Raw genomic sequence first — 19377 nt, 5'->3', positions numbered from 1 at the left:
GTCGGGGCGGATGGTCGCCACCCAGGGTATCCGGACCCGGGGCGCCCCTGTCCTCGCCGGTCGGATCGGCCGGCGAGGTCCTGCTCACCCCAGTGCCTCCTCCAGCGCCCGGGCCAGGTCGATCGCCTCCTCGTCCGGCAGCAGGGAGCCGTCGGGGCGGGTCACGTACAGGGTGTCCACCGCGTTGGCGCCCAGCGTGGAGACGTGGGCGCTGCGGACGCGCACCGCCGCTCCCTCCAGGGCGCGGCCGATCCGGTGGAGCAGCCCCGGGGCGTCCTGGGCGCGGACCTCCAGGACGGTGGCGAGGCGGGATTCGGCGGGGGCGACGGTCACGCGGGGCGGCGGGGCCTGGACGCCGCGGCGGCGCGGGTAGGCGGCCTCGCGCTCGGCGAGGCGGGCGGCGATGTCGAGGGAGCCGTCGAGGGCGCGCAGCAGGTCGGCGCGGAGCCGGTGGCCCTGGGGCAGGGAGCCGTACTCGGCGGCGACCCGCCAGTCGAGGACGAGGACGGAGCCGGGGGCGGAGCCCAGTTCCGTGGGGAGTTCGACGGCGCGCAGGTCGGCGGCGCGGACGGTGAGCCGGTGGAGGGCGAGGACGCCGGCGACGGCGGGCAGCACGCCGGGCTGGTCGGGCAGGGCGATGACGAGTTCGACGCCGACGGGTTCGGGCTCGTCCGGGTCGAGGGGCTGTTCGCCCTGGGTGTGGAGGGCGAGGACGGGTTCTCCGGTGCGCAGGGCCTCGATGGCGAGGCGTTCCTGTTCGGCGCTGGGGGCGGCGGCCTCGGGGTCGGGCAGCGGCTCGCCGGCGAGGACGCCGGTGACGCGTTTGACGAGGTCGGCGACGAGGGAGGCGCGCCAGGCCGACCAGGCGGCGGGTCCGGTGGCCAGCGCGTCGGCCTCGGTGAGGGCGTGGAGGAGTTCGAGGGTGCCGACGGTGCCGACGGCGGCGGCGACGGACTGGACGGTGGCGGGGTCGTCGAGGTCGCGGCGGGTGGCGGTGTCGACGAGGAGGAGGTGGTGGCGGACGACGGTGGCGACGGTGGCGGTGTCGGTGCGGTCGAAGCCGACGCGGGCGGCGAGGTCGCGGGCGATGGTCTCGCCGGCCACGGAGTGGTCGCCGGGCCAGCCCTTGCCGATGTCGTGGAGGAGGGCGGCGACGAGGAGGAGGTCGGGCCGGCCGACGCGGCGGGTGAGGGAGGCGGCGCGGACGGCGGTCTCCACGAGGTGGCGGTCGACGGTCCAGGTGTGGACGGGGTTGCGCTGGGGGCGGTGGCGGACGCGTTCCCAGTCGGGCAGCAGCCGGGTGACGATCCTCTCGGCCTCCAGGGCCTCCCAGACGGGGACGGCGGGGGCGCCGGCGCCGAGGAGGGTGACGAGGGCCTCGCGGGCCTCCGCGGGCCAGGGGACGGGCAGGGCCTTGGCGGTGGCGGCGAGGTGCCGGACGGCGTGCGGGGAGAGCACCAGGCCGTGCTGGGCGGCCGCGGCGGCGGCGCGGAGCGGGAGGACCGGGTCGCGTTCGGGGCGCGCGGAGCGGGCGAGGACGGCCTCGCCGTCCATCTCGACGACGCCCTCGGCGAGCGGGGTGCGTTCCGCGGGCTGTTTCCGTTCGCCGGCGCGGCCGAGGAGGGTGCGGAGCCGGGGGCGGGCGGAGCGGGCCTTGAGGACGCGGCCGACCTCGCGCCAGGTGACGTCGGAGGCGTACGTGACGGTGCCGGCGGCCTCGTACACCTCGCGCAGCAGGGTGTCGGCGTCGAGGAGTCCGAGTTCCTTCGCGACGGCGTCCTGGTCCTGGAGGGCGAGGCGGTCGGTGGTGCGGCCGGTGGCGAGGTGGAGGGCGTCGCGGGCGTCGAGGAGGCGGCGGCGGGCGGTGTCGAGGCCGTCGCGGGGGGCGTCGGCGAGCCAGGAGGCGGCGACGGCGCGCAGGGCCTGGGCGTCGCGGAGGCCGCCGCGGGCCTCCTTGAGGTCGGGTTCGAGGAGGAAGCGGAGTTCGCCGGCCCGTTCGGCGCGGTCGCGGCAGAGTTCGGCGAGCTCGGGGAGGCGGCGGACGGCCTGGTTGCGCCAGTCGGCGAGGGCGGTGGAGCGCAGGGCGGCGGCGAGGGCGGTGTCCCCGGCGAGCGGCCGGGCGTCGAGGAGGCCGAGCTGGACCTTGAGGTCCTCGGCGGCGGTGGCGCGGGCCTGGGCGGGGGTGCGGACGGAGTGGTCGAGGGCGATCCCGAGGTCCCAGACGGGGTACCAGAGGCGGTCGGCGAGGGCGGAGACGGCTTCCTCGGGGGCGCTGCCGTCGTGGAGCAGGAGGAGGTCGAGGTCGCTGCGGGGGGAGAGCTCGGCGCGGCCGTAGCCGCCGACGGCGACGAGGGCGACCCCCGGGGGCGGTGCGGCGGCGGCGAAGAGTCCGGCGAGCCAGTCGTCGGTGAGGCGGGCGAGGGCGGTGCGGCGCTCCGGTCCGGATGGCGTCTTCTCCTGGAGGAGCCGCAGCCGGGCCGCCGCGTAGCCGGATCCCCGGTCTTCGGTCGCGTCCTGCGGTTCGAGGGTGGTCACCGGCGGCTCCTTCTTCGCGGATGGGGCTGCGGAAACGGCCCGGCGGACCGGTGGGGTCCGTCGGGCCGTGCTTCCTAGAGGGCGTCGGGGCCGCGCTCGCCCGTGCGGACGCGGACGGCGGTCTCGACCGGGACGCTCCACACCTTTCCGTCACCGATCTTGCCGGTGCGGGCGGCCTTCACGACGACGTCGATGAGCTGTTCGGCGTCCTCGTCCTCGACCAGGACCTCGATGCGGATCTTGGGGACGAGGTCGACGGTGTACTCGGCGCCGCGGTAGACCTCGGTGTGGCCGCGCTGGCGTCCGTATCCGCTGGCCTCGGTGACGGTGAGGCCGTGGACCCCGAAGGCCTGGAGGGCCTCCTTGATCTCGTCGAGCCGGTGCGGCTTCACGACCGCGGTGATGAGCTTCATGCGTCCACCTTCTTGTTCTCCGTGACAACCGGCGCGGCGGCGGCGGTGGTGCGCCCGGAGGCGCCGCCGCCGGCTCCGCTGAAGTCGTAGGCGGTCTCGGCGTGCTCGACCTGGTCGATGCCGGAGACCTCGTCGTCCTCGCTGACCCGCATGCCCATGGTCTTGTCGATGACCAGGGCGAGGACCGCGGAGGCGATCAGGGAGTAGGCGAGGACGGCGAGGACGCCGACGGCCTGCTTGCCGAGCTGCTCCAGGCCGCCGCCGTAGAAGAGGCCCTTGGCCTCGGACTGGACGCCGCCGGTGGCGAAGAAGCCGACGAGGAGGGAGCCGATGACGCCGCCGACGAGGTGGACGCCGATGACGTCGAGGGAGTCGTCGTAGCCGAACTTGTACTTGAGGCCGACGGCCATGGCGCAGACGAGACCGGCGACGGCGCCGATGGCGATGGCGCCGAGCGGGGAGCAGGAGCCGCCGGAGGGGGTGATGGCGACGAGGCCGGCGACCGCGCCGGAGGCGGCGCCGAGGGTGGTGAAGGAGCCGTGGCGCAGCTTCTCGTAGGCGAGCCAGGCGAGCATGGCGGCGGCGGTGGCGACCTGGGTGTTGACGAACATCACGGCGCCGACGCCGTCGTCGTTGCCGAGCCACGAGCCGGCGTTGAAGCCGAACCAGCCGAACCAGAGGAGGCCGGCGCCGAGCATGACCAGCGGGAGGCTGTGCGGGCGCATCGGGTCCTTCTTGAAGCCGACGCGCTTGCCGATGACGAGGATGACGCCGAGGGCGGCCGCGCCGGCGTTGATGTGGACGGCCGTGCCGCCGGCGAAGTCGATGACGCCCATCTCGAAGAGCCAGCCGCCGGTGCCCCAGACCCAGTGGGCGACGGGGAAGTAGACGATCGTGGCCCAGAGGGTGATGAAGAGGGCCCAGGCGGTGAACTTGACCCGGTCCGCGAGGGCGCCGCTGATCAGGGCGGGCGTGAGGATGGCGAACATCAGCTGGAAGACGGCGAAGACGTACACCGGGATGGTGTAGCCGTCCCAGAGTTCGGTGACGCCGATGCCGCTGAGGCCGAGGTAGTCGGAAGACCAGCCGACGAGGCCGCCGGAGTCGGTGCCGAAGGCGAGGCTGAAGCCGTACAGCACCCACAGGACCGTGACGATCCCGAGGCTGATGAAGCTCATCATCAGCATGTTGAGGGTGGACTTCACTCGGACCATGCCTCCGTAGAAGAAGGCGAGGGCCGGGGTCATCAGCATGACCAGGGCGGAGCAGATGAGCATGAACCCGGTGTTGGCGGCGGACAGCGCGGGGGCGTCTGCTGCCAGGGTCGTGATGGCTGGTGCCATCGGCGTCTCCTCGTCGTCGGTGCGGCCTGTGCGGGGCGGGGCCGGCGGTGAGCGGCGGCCTGAGGGGTGGCCGGTTATGCGCCAGAGATTCGCGCAGCGCGGTTTCCGACGATGCCGCTCGATGTTTCGGGGCAGTGACGAAGGACGGGGGCGTGTTACGTGACCGTGAACACGCGGGTCACGGGGAGGTAACGGGGTACTCTCCCGGCCGGGCGGGCGGGGAGCGGTCCGGGGCCGGGACGCGGACCGGCCGCGCCGGCGTCCGTGTGACCTGTGCGGCGGGGGAGCCGAGTCGGGCAGTACGGGACGTCCGGCGCGGCCGGGGTCGTGGGGCTCGCGGGGGCCGGCGGGGCGGTCAGACGGCCTCGGCGGACTCGGGCAGGAGCAGGGTGAGCCGGTCGGTGAGGTCGACGACTTCGGCGACGTCGCCGAAGTCGCGGGCGGCGGTGTCGACGGTCTTGCGGAGCCGGTTGTTGACCCGTTCGGAGCGGATCGAGCGGGCGACCCCGAGGGCCTTCTCGGCGAGGACGACGGACTGCTCGGGTTCGCGCTTGAGCAGGTGGACGGTGGCCATGCCGATGAGGTTGAGGGCGTACGACCGCTGGTGGTCGGGGTCCTTCTCGAAGAGTTCGACGGCCCGCTCCATGACGGGTTCGGCCAGCGAGGCGTAGCTCGGGGAGCGTCCGGCGACGTAGGCGAGGTCGCGGTAGGAGTGGGAGTTCTCGCCGTTGAGCTCGGCCTCGGTGAAGAAGCGGATCCAGTCGGGCTCGGGTCCGCCCTCGAAGGTGGCGTCGGCGAAGGTGTCCTCGGCCATCCGGACGGCCCGCTTGCACTTGGAGGGCTGGCCCATGTTGGCGTAGGCGCGGGCCTCCATCGCATACAGCATGGCCTGGGTGCGGGGGGTGGCGCAGTCCCGACTGCCGTACTGGGCCAGGTGGATGAGTTCGAGGGCGTCGTCGGGGCGGCCGAGGTGGATCATCTGCCGGCTCATGGACGAGAGGATGTACGAGCCCAACGGCTTGTCGCCGGCTTCCTTGGCGGCGTGCAGGGCGAGGACGAAGTACTTCTGGGCGGTGGGCTGGAGGCCCACGTCGTAGCTCATCCAGCCGGCGAGTTCGGCCAGTTCGGCGGCGACGGTGAACAGGCGCCTGGCGGTGGGGGCCGGCTGGGCCTCCTGGAGGAGGTCGGTGACCTCGTGGAGCTGGCCGACGACGGCCTTGCGGCGCAGTCCGCCGCCGCACTGGGCGTCCCACTTGCGGAACATGGCGGTGGTGGATTCGAGGAGGTCGAGCTCGATCTCGGAGAGCCGGCGGGGGCGGCGCCCGTCGGACGCGGGGTCGGCGGGGCCGGGTTCGCCGGTGGGGGTGGGCACCAGCCAGCGCTGCATGGGCTCGATGAGGGCGGGGCCGGCGGCGAGCTGGAGCGAGGAGCCGAGGAAGCCGCGCCGGGCGAGCATGAGGTCGCTGCGGGAGAACTCGCTGAGCAGCGAGACGGTCTGCGGTCCGGCCCAGGGGAGGTCGACGCCGGAGACGGAGGGGGTCTGGTGGGCGGTGCGCAGTCCGAGGTCCTCGATGGCGACGACGGAGCCGAAGCGCTCGGAGAACAGCTCGGAGAGGATTCTCGGGATGGGTTCGCGGGGCTGTTCGCCGTCGAGCCAGCGGCGCACCCGGGAGGTGTCGGTGGAGATGTGGTGCGCGCCCATCTGGCGGGCCCTGCGGTTCACTTGGCGGGCGAGCTCGCCCTTGGACCAGCCGCTGCGCACGAACCACGAGCCGAGCCGCTCGTTGGGGCGCTTGCCGGCATTCGTACCGTCCGTGCCGCTGCCGCCCACTGGAACGCCCCCATCCACCTGATTGCCTGTCGTGCGAACCCCTATCAGAATGCCGCGTCCCGCGGCTCTCCGCTCGGTGTTCCGACTCCTTCGAACGGGAAACCGGCTTGCCTCCGGCATACCCACCCGTGCACGCCCCTCCGGGGCTTCGGGTACCGAAAGTAATCCTACGATCACCCCTGCCGTGAGGGCGTCACAAGAAACGCCACCATTCGCCACCCCTTCGAATGAACTCGCCGGGGGCTCCACACGATTCACTTGACATGCGACGACCCGGAGTCGGCGGACGGAAGCGCGGAGAGGCGCGCGCCACCGTGCGCACCACCCCACTCGCGACCGTGCGCCACCCTGGGCGACGGATCCCGGGCGGGGCGTCACCGTCCGTGACGCGGGTGCTTCGAGTCGTAACCACCGGCGCGTCCGACCCGTTGGAGGGGGCATGGGCTTCACGATCGGCGGCATCCGTGAGATGCGGTCCGGCTCACGGCGCCGCGCACGCACCACCGAGTGCACCGCGGTGGCCGAGTACACCGGACTCTGGGGCTGGGACGTCCAGCCCGGCGCGCGGGCCGTCTCCGGCCAGTGCTCCTGCGGCGACCGGGCCTGCACGGCCCCGGGCGCGCATCCCCTCTCCTTCGCGTCGCCCGTGCCGGCCGGCGCGGGGCTCGACGACGCGACCAAGGCGTGGGCCGAGTATCCCGGGGCGGCGCTGCTGCTGCCGGTGGGCCGCGCCTTCGACGTGATCGAGGTGGCCGAGGCGGCGGGGCGGCGGGCGCTGGTCCGGATGGAGCGGATGGGGCTGCCGCTGGGGCCGGTCTGCGCGACGCCGAGCGGCCGGGCGCAGTTCTTCGTCGCGCCGGGCGCGGCGGCGGAGCTGCCGCGGCTGCTGTACCGGATGGGCTGGGACGACGCGGATCTGGACCTGCACTGTCTGGGGCCGGGCAGCCACATCACCGCTCCCCCGTCGAACCTCGGCGGGCTGGGTCCGGTGCGCTGGCTGCGGCCGCCGACGCTGGACACGGCGGGGGCGCCGCCGCAGGCCCGGCTGCTGCTCGGCACGCTGGCGTACATGTGCCATCGGACGCACGGCTGACCCGTCCGCGGACGGCGAAGCCGTCGGACCGGCACGAGGAAGGGCCCCCGCTCGTGAGGAGCGGGGGCCCTTGTCCGTGCCGTCGCGGGGTCAGTCGCCGATGAGGGCGTCGACGAAGGCGGCGGGCTCGAAGGGGGCCAGGTCGTCCGGGCCCTCGCCGAGGCCGACGAGCTTGACCGGGACGCCCAGCTCGCGCTGGACGGCGACGACGATGCCGCCCTTGGCGGTGCCGTCGAGCTTGGTCAGGACGATGCCGGTGATGTCGACGACCTCGGCGAAGACGCGGGCCTGGATGAGGCCGTTCTGGCCGGTGGTGGCGTCGAGGACGAGGAGGATCTCGTCGAGCGGGCCGTGCTTCTCGACGACGCGCTTGACCTTGCCGAGCTCGTCCATGAGGCCGGTCTTGGTGTGCAGGCGGCCGGCGGTGTCGATCAGGACGACGTCGGCCTTCTCGGCGATGCCCTCCTTGACCGCGTCGAAGGCGATCGAGGCGGGGTCGCCGCCCTCGGGGCCGCGGATGGTGCGGGCGCCGACCCGGTCGCCCCAGGTCTGGAGCTGGTCGGCGGCGGCGGCGCGGAAGGTGTCGGCCGCGCCGAGGACGACGGACCTGCCGTCGGCGACCAGGACCCGGGCGAGCTTGCCGGTGGTGGTGGTCTTGCCGGTGCCGTTGACGCCGACGACCATGACGACGCCGGGGACGTCCTCGGGGCTCTCGGTGTGGACGGTGCGGTCGTAGTCGCCGAGGAGGGCGATCAGCTCCTCGCGGAGCAGGCCGCGCAGCTCGTCGGGGGTGCGGGTGCCGAGCACCTTGACGCGCTCGCGCAGCCGGTCGACCAGCTCCTGGGTGGGGGCGACGCCGACGTCGGCGGTGAGGAGGGTCTCCTCGATCTCCTCCCAGGTGTCCTCGTCGAGGTGCTCGCGGGAGAGCAGGGTCAGCAGGCCCTTGCCTAGCGAGTTCTGGGAGCGGGCGAGCCGGGCCCGGAGGCGGACGAGGCGTCCGGCGGTGGGCTCGGGCACCTCGATCTCGGGCGCGGGCGGGGCCTCGGCGACGACCGGGTCCTCGACGGCGGCGGGGGTCCCGACCGCTTCCTCGGCGGTCGGGAGGCCGACCTCCTCGACGGTGCGGCGTGGTTCTTCCCGCGGTGTCTCCGCCTCGTCGCCGACGTGCGGCTCGGCGGGCGGAGCGGTGATGGTCGGCGTGGTGGACGGCGGCTCGGCCGGCGGCAGCTGCTTCTTCTTGCGACCGCTGATCACGAGTCCGCTGGTCACGGCGACCGCGACGACCAGAGCGATGACTACAGCAAGGATGAGTTCCATAACGTCATCCAGTATCGGACACGAGCCGCCCGGTGACGCCGTACGCACGCAGCGTGGGTCGCGGGTCGGGGCCGCCCGGCCGTTCTCATCTGACACTCCGTCAGCTATGGTCGCCCCTCGCCGGCTGCCCACCCGCGGAGGGGATCCCATGGCCTTCAGCGTCGTACGCCTCAACCTGGTCGACCCGCGCGCCACCCCCGAATCCCTCGCGGAGCGCTACCGCGCCGCCCTGGAGATGGCGGCCTACGCCGACGGGCACGGGGTGGACACCGTGCAGACCGAGGAGCACCACGGGGTGGAGAACAACTGGCTCCCCTCCCCCTTCGTCTTCGCCGGCGCGGTCTTCGGCGCCACCCGCCGGATCGCGGTCACGGTCTCCGCGATCATCGGCCCGCTGCACGACCCGCTGCGGCTGGCGGAGGACATCGCGGTGCTCGACCTGCTGAGCCGCGGCAGGCTGATGACGGTGGCGGGGATCGGCTACCGGCCGGAGGAGTACGAGGAGCGCGGGGTCGACTGGGGGCGGCGCGGGAAGCTCCAGGACGAGCTCCTGGAGACCCTGCTCGCCGCCTGGACGGGCGAGCCCTTCGCGTACCGGGGCCGTACGGTACGGATCACCCCGCGGCCCTTCACCCGGCCGCATCCGCTGCTGCTGGTCGGGGGTTCGTCGAAGGCGGCGGCGCGGCGCGCGGCCCGGCTGGGGCTGCCGTTCTTCCCGTCGGCGCACCTGCCGGAGCTGGAGGCGTACTACCGGGAGCGGTGCGCGGAGTACGGGACGGAGGGCTGGACGATGATGCCGGGGCCGGTGACGCCGCTGCTGCACGTCTCGGAGGACCCGGACCGGACCTGGGCGGAGTACGGCGAGCACTTCCTGCACGAGGCGCGGACCTACGCCTCCTGGCAGTCGAAGGACATCCGCTCGGCGGTGCGGTCGGCGGCGTCGAGCGTGGCGGAGCTCCGCGCGGAGGGGGTGTACCGGGTGGTGACGCCCGGGGAGTGCGCGGAGCTCGGCCTGGAGAGCCTGGTGCTGCATCCGCTGTGCGGCGGGATGCCGGTGGAGGAGGGGTGGCGGAGCCTGCGGCTGTTTTGCGACGAGGTGCTGCCCCGCCTCGGGCCGTAAGTCGTCCGAGGTCAGCCCATCTCCTCCAGCGCCTTGCCCTTGGTCTCCTTGACGTACCTGAGCACGAAGGGGATCGAGAGCACGGCGAAGACGGTGTAGATGACGTAGGTGCCGGAGAGGTTCCAGTCCGAGAGGGACGGGAAGCTGGCGGTGATGGCCCAGTTGGCGATCCACTGCGCGGAGGCGGCGACGCCGAGGGCGGCGGCGCGGATCCGGTTGGGGAACATCTCGCCGAGGAAGACCCAGACCACCACGCCCCAGGAGAGGGCGAAGAAGAGCACGAAGACATGGGCGGCGACGAGGGCCACGACGCCCTGGGTCTCGGGGAGCTTGCCGTCGACGAGGTCGGCGGAGAAGGCCCAGGCCTCGAAGGCCAGCGCGATCGCCATGCCGACGGAGCCGACGAGGGCGAGCGGCTTGCGGCCGACCCGGTCGACCAGGACCATCGCGATCACGGTGCCGATGATGTTGATGATCGACGTGGTGAACGAGTAGAAGAACGAGCCCGACGGGTCGATGCCGACGGACTGCCAGAGCGTCGAGGAGTAGTAGAAGGCGACGTTGATGCCGACGAGCTGCTGGAAGACGGAGAGGCCGATGCCGACCCAGACGATGGGCAGCAGGCGGAAGCGGCTGCCGGGGGCGAGCAGGTCCTTGAAGGTGGACTTGTGCTCCCTGCGCATGGCGTTCTCGATCTCGGCGACCCGGTGGTCGAGGTCGACGCCCTTGCCCTCGACCTCGGAGAGCACCTCCTTGGCCCGCTCGGTCCTCCCCACGGAGATGAGGAAGCGGGGGGACTCTGGGATGGCGAAGGAGAGCAGCCCGTAGAGGAGGGCGGGGACGACCATCACGCCGAGCATCCACTGCCATGCCTCCAGGCCGCCGATCTCGCCGCGCTGGTCGCCGTCGGCGAGCTGCAGGATGCCGTAGTTGACGAGCTGGGAGATGGCGATGCCGATGACGATGGCGGCCTGCTGGAAGGAGCCGAGCCGGCCGCGGTAGGCGGCGGGGGCGACCTCGGCGATGTAGGCGGGGCCGATGACGGAGGCCATGCCGATGGCGAAGCCGCCGACGATCCGCCAGAAGGCGAGGTCCCAGAGCGCGAAGGGGAGGGCGGAGCCGACGGCGCTGATGGTGAAGAGGACGGCGGAGATCTGCATGCAGCGGATGCGGCCGATGCGGTCGGCGATCCGGCCGGCGGTCGCGGCGCCGATGGCGCAGCCGATCAGGGCGATGGCGATGACCTGGGCGAGGGTCGCGGAGCCGATGTCGTAGCGGTCGCGGATGGCTTCGACGGCGCCGTTGATGACCGAGCTGTCGTAGCCGAAGAGGAAGCCGCCCATGGCGGCCGAGGCGGTGATGAAGATGACGTGGCCGAGGTGGTCCGGATGCGCCGCCCTGCCTTCGGAGGGCGGCGGCGTCGGTTCCTGCGCGGTGTCGGTCACATGGACTCCTCGGTGTGGCGGTCCTTCGGTCCTCTTCCCGGGATCCCGGGAGGCATCCGGTTACCCAGGATTTCCAGTGGCGCACACCTTCCGTCCCCCCACCACTTCAGCGGAGCCGCTGGCTGATCACCTTCGAGACGCCGTCGCCCTGCATGGAGACCCCGTACAGCGCGTCCGCGACCTCCATCGTCCGCTTCTGGTGGGTGATCACGATGAGCTGTGAGGACTCCTGGAGCTCCCGCATGATCCGGATCAGGCGCTGGAGGTTGGTGTCGTCGAGCGCCGCCTCGACCTCGTCCATGACGTAGAAGGGGCTCGGCCGGGCCTTGAAGATCGAGACCAGCAGGGCCACGGCGGTCAGCGAGCGCTCTCCGCCGGAGAGCAGCGAGAGCCGTTTGACCTTCTTGCCGGGCGGCCGGGCCTCCACGTCGACGCCGGTGGTGAGCATGTTGTCGGGGTCGGTGAGCACCAGGCGGCCCTCGCCGCCGGGGAAGAGGCGGGAGAAGACGCCCTCGAACTCGCGGGCGGTGTCGTGGTACGCCTCGGTGAAGACCTGCTCGACGCGCTGGTCGACCTCCTTCACGACCTGGAGGAGGTCGGCCCGGGTCTTCTTCAGGTCCTCCAGCTGCTCGGAGAGGAAGCGGTGCCGCTCCTCCAGGGCCGCGAACTCCTCCAGGGCGAGCGGGTTGACCTTCCCGAGCTGCTGGAAGGCGCGCTCGGCCGCCTTCAGTCGCTTCTCCTGCTCCGAACGGATGAAGGGGCGCGGCCGGTTGCGGGGATCGTCGGGGTCCTCGGGCAGGGTCTCGCCCTCGGCGGGCGGCGACGGCGGCACGGGCTGGTCGGGGCCGTACTCGGCGGTGAGCGCGCCCGTCTCGACCCCGAACTCCTCCAGGGCCTTCGCCTCCAGCTGTTCGATCCGCAGCCGCTTCTCCGCGCCCAGGACCTCGCCGCGGTGGACGGAGTCGGTGAGCTTGTCGAGTTCGGCCTTGAGCTCGCGGCCCCGGGCGCGGGCGGTGCCGAGCCCCTGCTCGCGGTCGGCGCGGGCGGCGGCGGCCGCGGCGCGCTCGCGTTCGGCCCGCTCCAGCGAGACCTCGATGTGGGCGAGGAGGGTGCGGGCTCCGGCGGCGACCGCGTCCGCGACCCGGGCCTCGTGGCGGAGCCGGGCCCGGCGCCGCTCGGCACGCGCGCGTGCGTCGCGTTCGGCGCGGGCGGCCCGGTCGAGGGAGTCGGCGCGGCCGGCCAGGCCCTTGACCCGCTCCTCGTGGGTGCGGACCTGGAGGCGGGCCTCCATCTCGGTCTGGCGGGCGTTGGAGCCGTCGATGGCGAGCCGGTCGCGGACGGAGGTGTCGGGCTCCTCCTCGGCCGGTGCCTCCTCGGCGACGAGCAGCCGTTCGGCCAGTTCCTCGGCCTCGGTGCGGGCGCGTTCGAGGGCCTCCTGGGCGCGGGCGACGGCGGCGGCGGTCCGTTCGGCCTCGCCGGCCGCTCCCCTGGCCTGGCCGGCGAGCCGTCCGAGGGCCTGGGCGACGGACGCCTTCTCCTTCTCGGCGGTGCGCCGGAGGGCGTCGAGCTCCTCGGCGCGGGCGGCGGCGGCCCGGCGGCGCTCGGCGGTCTCCTCCTTGGCGCGGGCCGCCTCCTCGCACCGGACGGCCAGTTCGGCGAGTTCGGCGGCGGCCTCGTCCACCTGGGCCTGGACTTCGAGGAGGCTGGGCGCGCCGGCGGAGCCGCCCTGCGCGTGGTGCGTGCCGAGCAGGTCGCCCTCGGCGGTGACGGCGGTGAGTCCGGGGTGGGCGCGGACGAGGTCGCGGGCCTCGTCGAGGCCGTCGACGACGACGATGCCGTCGAGCAGCCGGCGGACGGAGTCCAGCAGGCCGTCGGGGCCGGAGACCAGTGCGGCGGCGGCGACCGCGCCGGGGGGCAGGGGGCGCGGGGCCGGGTCGGGGCCGGGGGGCGCGGCGAGGATCAGGGTGGCGCGGCCGGCGTCCTGTTTGCGCAGGAGGCGGAGGGCCTCGACGGCGGCGGCGGGGCCGTCGGCGGCGAGGGCGTCGGCGGCGGCGCCGAGCGCGGCGGCGACGGGGACCTCGTGGCCGGGGGCGACGGTGAGGAGTTCGGCGGCGGGGCCGAGGAGCCCGGCGGGGCCGGCGGAGAGCAGGGCGCCGGTGCCGTCCTTGCGGCGGAGCCCGAGCGCGAGGGTGTCGTGCCGGGCGCGGGTGGCGGCCCGGCGGCTCTCGGCGGTGGCGGCCTCCTCGCGGGCGGCGCCGAGCGCGGTCTCGGCGTCGGCGAGGGCCCGGCGGGCCTCCTCGTACCGTTCGGCGTGCTCGGTGTCGGCGGCGTCCAGGCCGTCGACCTCGGCCCTGAGCTGTTCGTACTCCTCCTGGGCGGCGACGGCGCGGTCGGCGGCCTCGTCGCGGGCGGCGGTCAGCCGGTCGATCTCGGCCTGGGCGGAAGCCGCGCGGGAGCGGGCGGCGTTGACCTGGCCGTGCAGCCGGGCGAGGCCCTCGCGGCGGTCGGCGAGGGCGCGGGCGGCGTCCTTGAGGCGGCGTTCCTCGGCGGCGAGGGCCCGCTCCAGCTCGGCCCGGTGGTCGACGGTGTCCTCCAGGGCCCGTTCGGCGGCCTCCAGGGCGGCCTCCAGCTCGGCCTCCTGCTCGCGGACGCGGGCGGCCTCGCGCTCCAGGTCCTCGGGGTCGCGGCCGCGGCGCTCCTCGGCGGGGGCATCGGTGGCGCTCTTCACGCGGGCGTCGGCGAGGGAGACCGTGCCGCGGACCCGTTCGGCGAGCTGGGAGAGGGCGTACCAGCTCTGCTGGGCGCGCTCCAGGCGGGGGGCGAGGGCGCGGACCTCGGCCTCCAGGGCGGCCTCGCGGGCGAGCGCGGTGCGCAGCTCCTCCTCGGTGGTCTCCTTGCGGGCCAGGAGGGCGGCCTCGTCGGCGAGTTCGGCGCGCAGGGCGCGCTGGTGCCGGACGAGGTCGTCGGCGAGGAGGCGGAGGCGGGCGTCGCGCAGGTCGGCCTGGATGACGACGGCGCGGCGGGCGACGGCGGCCTGGCGGCCGAGCGGCTTGAGCTGCCGGCGGAGTTCGTCGGTGAGGTCCTGGACGCGGGCGAGGTTGGCCCGCATCGCGTCGAGCTTCCGCAGCGCCTTCTCCTTGCGCTTGCGGTGCTTGAGGACGCCGGCGGCCTCCTCGATGAAGGCGCGCCGGCCCATCGGGTCGGCGTGCAGCACCGAGTCGAGCTGTCCCTGGCCGACGATGACGTGCATCTCGCGGCCGATGCCGGAGTCGGAGAGGAGGTCCTGGATGTCGAGGAGCCGGCAGGTGTCGCCGTTGATCTGGTACTCGCTGCTGCCGCCCCGGAACATGATCCGGGTGATCGTCACCTCGGCGTAGTCGATGGGCAGGGCGCCGTCGGAGTTGTCGATGGTGAGGGAGACCTCGGCGCGGCCGAGCGGGGGCCGCCCGGTGGTGCCGGCGAAGATGACGTCCTCCATCTTGCCGCCGCGCAGCGACTTGGCGCCCTGCTCGCCCATGACCCAGGACAGCGCGTCCACGACGTTGGACTTGCCGGAGCCGTTGGGGCCGACGACGCAGGTGATCCCGGGCTCGAACCTCAGCGTGGTGGCGGAGGCGAAGGACTTGAATCCGCGGAGCGTGAGGGCCTTGAGGTGCACCCCCGGGACTCTACCCGGGGCGTCGCGTTTCGCCGGTGATCGCGCAGGGCAGACCCTCGGGTGAGGAGGGGTGTGACGCCGGGGGGACGAGAGGTGTCCGCGAGGGGAAGAAGGGGTCGCGAAGGGCGCGACGGTCGTCGGGAAGACGGTCGCGGGGCTGACCGCGGGGACGGCCGCGGGGGAAGAAAAGAAGGGACGCCGAAGCGCCCCTTGCCTATTCAGCTGTTCTCACCTGAGCCCGTCGGAACCATGGGTGTCAGGTGAGCGCAGGCTCCGCCTGGGGTACGTCGAGGTCGATGCGGTCGAGCAGCGACTCGCCCTGATGAGCGGCGGCAGCGGCGAGCGCGTCGTTCTCGGTCTGGATCCGTACGAGCTCGGATTCCAGATCCTGGACGCGCTGCTGAAGCCGTCGCATCTCGGCGAGGAGTCGCGGGTCGGAGCCGCCGACGTAACCGAGAAGCGCCTTTGCCATGATGAGTGGTCCTCCACACTGAGTGACCGACCGATTGCGGTGTGGGTCGTGAGGGATGGATTCGCACCCGCGGTGCTCGGCAGTACCTGAGTCGTGCCGGTGTTCTACTGCCACACAGCTAAGGTGCGCGGGGCTTCCAGAGTCTCACCAAAAAGTTTGACGGTCAACACGATCACGCCCCGATCGGTGTGGCACACGGGGAGTTCGCGGCCGCTTCGCAGGCGGCGGCGCCTCTCGACCCGTGGCTCCGGGGCGTGGCGATCATCCTTACCCGGGCAGCCTTGCACGAGTGTCGAATCTTGGCAACCACCAGGTGCTTCTCCTGTTCACCCACCCGAAACCCGCTCTCCGGCCGGTGCCCGCCGGGGTGTCCGGAGGGCGGGCCGGCACGGGGCGCGGAGGGTTCCCGGGAGCGGGGGTCAGCGGATGGCGAAGCCGTCGTATCCACCTCGGGGGAGGCCCCATATCTCGGTGACACCGTCCACGCGGCCGGGCGTGTCACCGGTCCGCAGCCAGTCGAGGAGGCGGTGGCAATTGTCACTCGGGCCCTCCGCCACCACCTGCACCCGGCCGTCGTCGAGGTTCAGGGCGAAGCCGCTGAGGCCGCCGATCTCCAGGGCGTTTGCCCTGGTGAACCAGCGGAAGCCCACTCCCTGTACCCGTCCGCGCACCCAGGCGGTCATCCGTACGTCGTCGCTCATGGCTGCACGCTAGCGGGCGGATTGCCCGAACAGCACGTCGCGGCGGCTTCCCATGGCGTACAGTCCGACGGAATGCGCCTCACCCGCACGGGTGCACACCTCTCGGCCGTCCGTACGCAGCGTCACGCTCCACGGAGAACCATGCCGAAAGCAAAGGCCGCAAAGATCCGGCTTCGAGAGCGCCGCTCCGAAGATCCAGCAGAGAGCCAGCTCAGGGAGGCAGGCAGATGGGACGCCACCGTCGCTCCGGCGCCGCGCCCGCCGAGGCAGACTACGCGACCGGCGCCGACCGCGATCACGGGGGTGCCCGTCGCAAGCGGCGCGGCCGCCCGGTCCGTACCGGACTGATCGGCGCCTCGGCGGCGGTCGCCGTCGGCGCCGTCGCGGTCGCCACCGGACTCCTCCCCGGCGGGGAGACCCTCACCGCCGGCAGCGTGGGCAGCAGCAGGCCCGCCGCCACGGAGACCCGGCAGGCCCCGGAGCTGACCACCCAGGGCGGCGCGACCCGCACCCCGGCCGACGCGACGACCGGTACGGGCAAGGGCACGGGCACGCCGGCCCCGAAGAAGTCCGCGGCTCCGGCCTCCCCCAAGGCCACGCCCACCCCCACCAAGACCGCGACGCCCTCCCCCACGCCGTCGAAGACGCGCACCGAGGCCCCCGCGCCCGCCACCACCCCGGCGAAGCCGAAGCCGAAGCCGGAGCCGGAGCCGTCGAAGGCCCCGGCCACCACCCGGGCCGCCGCCCCGGCGCCCGACCCCACCACCGAGGCCCCGGCCGAGGAGGCGACGGCCGCCGGCTCCACCGCCGACCGCGCGGACGCGGCCGAGGCCGAGGTGCTGCGCCTGGTGAACGTCGAGCGCGGCAAGGCCGGCTGCTCCCCGATCCAGCCCTCGGACGGCCTCGCCCGGCTGGCCGGCGCCTTCAGCGCCGACATGGCCGCCCGGAACTTCTTCGACCACACCGACCCCGACGGCACCTCCCCCTGGTCCCGCGCCCAGGCGGCCGGCATCACCGGCCTCGGCGCCGAGAACATCGCCCGCGGCCAGGTCGACGCGACCGCCGTGATGGTCTCCTGGATGAACAGCGACGGCCACCGCGCCAACATCCTGAACTGCGACTTCACCACCCTCGGCGTCGGCGTCCACTTCGGCGACGGCGGCCCGTGGTGGACCCAGGACTTCGGCTACTGAACCGGCCCCTCCCACGGTTACCGTGGGAGGTATGACCGACGATCTCGCCTTTGACGTCTTCGCGCGGGGGTGTGCCTCGCGGGTGACGCTGGAGCACGTCACGGGACGGTGGGGCAGCCTCACCCTGGGCGCCCTGCACGAGGGGTCCTTCCGCTTCAACGAGCTGCGGCGCCGGGTGGACGGCGTCAGCGAGAAGATGCTGGCGCAGACGCTGCACGCGCTGGAGCGGGACGGGCTGGTGCACCGCGAGGCGCAGCCGGTCAATCCGCCCCGGGTCGACTACCGGCTGACCCCGCTCGGGCGGGACGTCGCCGAGCGTCTGGTCGGTCTGATCGCGCTGGTGGAGGGGCGGATGCCGGAGGTCGTCGCGGCGCGGGCGACGTACGACTCCGAGCGCGCCGCCACCGGCCGGGCCGTCACGGGCTGACCGCTCAGACGCGCGGCGGGCGCTGGCAGCGCGGGCAGAAGTAGCTGGAGCGGTTCATCCAGGCGCGGCGGCGCATCGGCGTGCCGCAGCGGCGGCAGGGCTCGTCCTCCCGCCCGTAGGCGTCGAGCGAGCGGTCGAAGTAGCCGGACTCGCCGTTCACGTTCACGTAGAGGCTGTCGAAGCTGGTGCCGCCGGCGGCGAGCGCCGCGTTCATCACGTCGCGGACGTGGCCGAGGAGTTCGGCGGAGCGCGGGCGGGTGAGGGTGGCGGTCGGCCGGTCGTAGTGCAGCTTCGCCCGCCACAGGGCCTCGTCGGCGTAGATGTTGCCGACGCCGCTGATCAACGACTGGTCGAGGAGCGCCCGCTTGATCGTCGTGCGCCGCAGCCGGAGCGCGGCCTGGAAGGCGGCGTCGTCGAAGGCGGGGTCCAGCGGGTCGCGGGCGATGTGCCCGATGACGTCCGGCAGCCCGTCGGTGCTGTCGGGGGCCGTGTCGTGGAGCGAGAGCCCGCCGAAGGTGCGCTGGTCGACGAAGCGGAGCTCCGTACCGGTCGCGTCGTCGAAACGGATGCGGATCCGCAGGTGCTTCTCGGCCGGGGCGTCCTCCGGCTGCACCAGGAGCTGCCCGCTCATCCCGAGGTGGCCGAGGACCGAGGTGCCGGCGTCGGCGAGCGGCAGCCACAGGTACTTGCCGCGGCGCCGGGCCGGCTCGAAGCGGTGCCCGGTGAGCCGTGCGGCGAAGTCCGCGCCGCCCGCCGGGTGGCGCCGCACGGCCCGGGGGTGGAGCACCTCGACGGCGGCCACGGTCCGGCCGGCGACCCAGCGCTCCAGTCCGCGCCGGACGACCTCGACCTCGGGCAGCTCGGGCACGGGACTCCTCCGGAGGGGTACGGGTGGTGGTCCTCGCAGCCTACCGCCGGCGGACGGCGGCCGGGGCTCTCCGGAAACGGCTCCGCCCGCCCCTGGCGGGGGCGGGCGGTGGGATTCCGCTGAAGGAGGCGGGAGGCCGCCGGCGCGAGGTGCGGTCAGGCGGTGGCCGGGGTGGCCCCGTCCGTCCGGTCCTGCTCGCCGGCCTCGCCGGTCGCGCCGGCGTCGGCGGCGGCCTTGGCCGCCGCCGTCCGCTCGTCCGCGGCGGCGCGGATCGCGCGCCACGCGGACTCGGCGGCCTGCTGCTCCGCTTCCTTCTTGCTGCGGCCGGTGCCGGTGCCGTACGAGACACCACCGACGCGGGCGGCAGCAGTGAAGGTCTTCTCGTGGTCCGGGCCCTCCTCGGAGACGAGGTACTCCGGGACACCGAGCCCTTCGGCCGCGGTGAGTTCCTGGAGACTGGTCTTCCAGTCCAGGCCGGCACCGAGGTTCGAGGACTTCTCGATGAGCGGGTCGAAGAGCCGGTGCACCAGCTCGGACGCCGCGTCGAGGCCCTGGTCGAGATAGACCGCGCCGATCACCGCTTCGAGGGTGTCGGCGAGGATGGATGCCTTGTCCCGGCCGCCCGTGCCCTCTTCGCCCCGGCCCAGCCGGATGAAGGAGCCCAGGTCGAGGCCGCGCCCGACGTCCGCCAGCGCACGCGAGTTGACCACCGCGGCCCGAAGCTTGGCCAGCTGGCCTTCGGGCAGATCGGGGTGGGTGCGGTAGAGGGTGTCGGTGACCACCAGGCCGAGCACGGAGTCCCCGAGGAACTCCAGCCGCTCGTTGGTGGGCAGACCGCCGTTCTCGTACGCGTACGAGCGGTGGGTCAGCGCACGCACCAGAAGGGCGGACTCGAGGTGATACCCGAGCCGCCCTTCCAGAAGCGTGTGGGACGAGGCGCTGTTGATGTTGTCAGACATCG

At 73.6% G+C, this 19377-nt stretch carries 15 protein-coding genes; 4 read left to right on the top strand and 11 right to left on the bottom strand.

What is annotated here, in order from left to right; all coding sequences use genetic code 11:
* Positions 1–84 precede the first annotated feature (84 nt).
* The 4 genes from ACF1ED_RS29950 to ACF1ED_RS29935 form a co-directional block, all read right to left on the bottom strand.
* Positions 85–2535: a [protein-PII] uridylyltransferase gene (locus ACF1ED_RS29950; RefSeq protein WP_391765702.1), complete on the bottom strand. Its 2451-nt coding sequence runs from the start codon at positions 2533–2535 to the stop codon at positions 85–87.
* Between the two features lie 74 nt (positions 2536–2609).
* Positions 2610–2948 carry a P-II family nitrogen regulator gene (locus tag ACF1ED_RS29945; RefSeq protein ID WP_015036464.1) on the bottom strand — a complete coding sequence of 113 codons (339 nt, stop codon included), beginning with the start codon at positions 2946–2948 and terminating at the stop codon, positions 2610–2612.
* On the bottom strand, positions 2945–4291 hold the full coding sequence (locus ACF1ED_RS29940; RefSeq protein ID WP_391765700.1) for an ammonium transporter: 1347 nt from the start codon (positions 4289–4291) through the stop codon (positions 2945–2947). The genes ACF1ED_RS29945 and ACF1ED_RS29940 overlap by 4 nt, the downstream gene beginning before the upstream one ends.
* Before the next feature lie 355 nt (positions 4292–4646).
* Positions 4647–6122 carry a hypothetical protein gene (locus ACF1ED_RS29935; RefSeq protein ID WP_391765698.1) on the bottom strand — a complete coding sequence of 492 codons (1476 nt, stop codon included), beginning with the start codon at positions 6120–6122 and terminating at the stop codon, positions 4647–4649.
* Positions 6123–6561: 439 nt separating this feature from the next.
* Here ACF1ED_RS29935 and ACF1ED_RS29930 point away from each other — a divergent pair, with 439 nt between their 5' ends.
* Positions 6562–7215: a bifunctional DNA primase/polymerase gene (locus ACF1ED_RS29930; RefSeq protein WP_391765696.1), complete on the top strand. Its 654-nt coding sequence runs from the start codon at positions 6562–6564 to the stop codon at positions 7213–7215.
* Between the two features lie 90 nt (positions 7216–7305).
* Here the strand turns inward: ACF1ED_RS29930 and ftsY are convergent, their stop codons facing one another.
* A complete protein-coding gene (gene ftsY, locus ACF1ED_RS29925) occupies positions 7306–8532 on the bottom strand; it encodes a signal recognition particle-docking protein FtsY (protein ID WP_391765694.1) in 1227 nt (408 codons plus the stop codon).
* Positions 8533–8680: 148 nt separating this feature from the next.
* Here ftsY and ACF1ED_RS29920 point away from each other — a divergent pair, with 148 nt between their 5' ends.
* A complete protein-coding gene (locus ACF1ED_RS29920; RefSeq protein ID WP_391765692.1) occupies positions 8681–9652 on the top strand; it encodes an LLM class flavin-dependent oxidoreductase in 972 nt (323 codons plus the stop codon).
* An 11-nt stretch (positions 9653–9663) separates the two neighbouring features.
* On the opposite strand, the gene ACF1ED_RS29915 is transcribed toward ACF1ED_RS29920, so the two are convergent.
* The 4 genes from ACF1ED_RS29915 to ACF1ED_RS29900 form a co-directional block, all read right to left on the bottom strand.
* A complete protein-coding gene (locus ACF1ED_RS29915) occupies positions 9664–11097 on the bottom strand; it encodes a sugar porter family MFS transporter (RefSeq protein WP_391765690.1) in 1434 nt (477 codons plus the stop codon).
* 106 nt (positions 11098–11203) lie between these two features.
* Positions 11204–14755 (bottom strand): chromosome segregation protein SMC, encoded by a 3552-nt coding sequence (gene smc, locus ACF1ED_RS29910; RefSeq protein WP_391765688.1) that lies wholly within the window; start codon positions 14753–14755, stop codon positions 11204–11206.
* Between the two features lie 256 nt (positions 14756–15011).
* A complete protein-coding gene (locus ACF1ED_RS29905) occupies positions 15012–15227 on the bottom strand; it encodes a hypothetical protein (RefSeq protein ID WP_043229353.1) in 216 nt (71 codons plus the stop codon).
* A gap of 419 nt (positions 15228–15646) precedes the next feature.
* The gene (locus ACF1ED_RS29900) at positions 15647–15928 is read right to left on the bottom strand and encodes an acylphosphatase (RefSeq protein WP_391765685.1); all 282 of its coding nucleotides are present in this window, start codon (positions 15926–15928) and stop codon (positions 15647–15649) included.
* 227 nt (positions 15929–16155) lie between these two features.
* On the opposite strand from ACF1ED_RS29900, the gene ACF1ED_RS29895 reads away from it, so the two are divergent.
* Positions 16156–17121, top strand: coding sequence for a CAP domain-containing protein (locus ACF1ED_RS29895; protein ID WP_391765683.1), 966 nt, complete (start codon positions 16156–16158; stop codon positions 17119–17121).
* Positions 17122–17152: 31 nt separating this feature from the next.
* Complete coding sequence (locus tag ACF1ED_RS29890) at positions 17153–17548, top strand: winged helix-turn-helix transcriptional regulator (protein WP_391765681.1); 396 nt, start codon at positions 17153–17155, stop codon at positions 17546–17548.
* A 4-nt stretch (positions 17549–17552) separates the two neighbouring features.
* Here the strand turns inward: ACF1ED_RS29890 and mutM are convergent, their stop codons facing one another.
* Positions 17553–18416 (bottom strand): bifunctional DNA-formamidopyrimidine glycosylase/DNA-(apurinic or apyrimidinic site) lyase, encoded by an 864-nt coding sequence (gene mutM, locus ACF1ED_RS29885; RefSeq protein WP_391765679.1) that lies wholly within the window; start codon positions 18414–18416, stop codon positions 17553–17555.
* A 155-nt stretch (positions 18417–18571) separates the two neighbouring features.
* Positions 18572–19375, bottom strand: a complete 804-nt coding sequence (gene rnc / locus ACF1ED_RS29880; protein WP_391765677.1) for a ribonuclease III — start codon at positions 19373–19375, stop codon at positions 18572–18574.
* Positions 19376–19377 lie beyond the last annotated feature (2 nt).

It is taken from the genome of Streptomyces sp. NPDC014656, from assembly GCF_043084305.1.
Classification (GTDB): Bacteria; Actinomycetota; Actinomycetes; order Streptomycetales; family Streptomycetaceae; genus Streptomyces.
Note: the sequence above shows the minus strand (reverse complement) of the source record. Positions and strands in the feature narration are given on the sequence as shown.

Bases quoted from the DNA above. Each gene is read 5' to 3' on its own strand.
- rnc (WP_391765677.1), bottom strand. From the start codon at position 19,375: ATGTCTGACAACATCAACAGCGCCTCGTCCCACACGCTTCTGGAAGGG.
- ACF1ED_RS29945 (WP_015036464.1), bottom strand. From the start codon at position 2,948: ATGAAGCTCATCACCGCGGTCGTGAAGCCGCACCGGCTCGACGAGATC.
- ACF1ED_RS29900 (WP_391765685.1), bottom strand. From the start codon at position 15,928: ATGAGCGACGACGTACGGATGACCGCCTGGGTGCGCGGACGGGTACAG.
- ACF1ED_RS29905 (WP_043229353.1), bottom strand. From the start codon at position 15,227: ATGGCAAAGGCGCTTCTCGGTTACGTCGGCGGCTCCGACCCGCGACTC.
- ftsY (WP_391765694.1), bottom strand. From the start codon at position 8,532: ATGGAACTCATCCTTGCTGTAGTCATCGCTCTGGTCGTCGCGGTCGCC.
- ACF1ED_RS29890 (WP_391765681.1), top strand. From the start codon at position 17,153: ATGACCGACGATCTCGCCTTTGACGTCTTCGCGCGGGGGTGTGCCTCG.
- ACF1ED_RS29940 (WP_391765700.1), bottom strand. From the start codon at position 4,291: ATGGCACCAGCCATCACGACCCTGGCAGCAGACGCCCCCGCGCTGTCC.
- ACF1ED_RS29930 (WP_391765696.1), top strand. From the start codon at position 6,562: ATGGGCTTCACGATCGGCGGCATCCGTGAGATGCGGTCCGGCTCACGG.
- ACF1ED_RS29920 (WP_391765692.1), top strand. From the start codon at position 8,681: ATGGCCTTCAGCGTCGTACGCCTCAACCTGGTCGACCCGCGCGCCACC.
- ACF1ED_RS29895 (WP_391765683.1), top strand. From the start codon at position 16,156: ATGGGACGCCACCGTCGCTCCGGCGCCGCGCCCGCCGAGGCAGACTAC.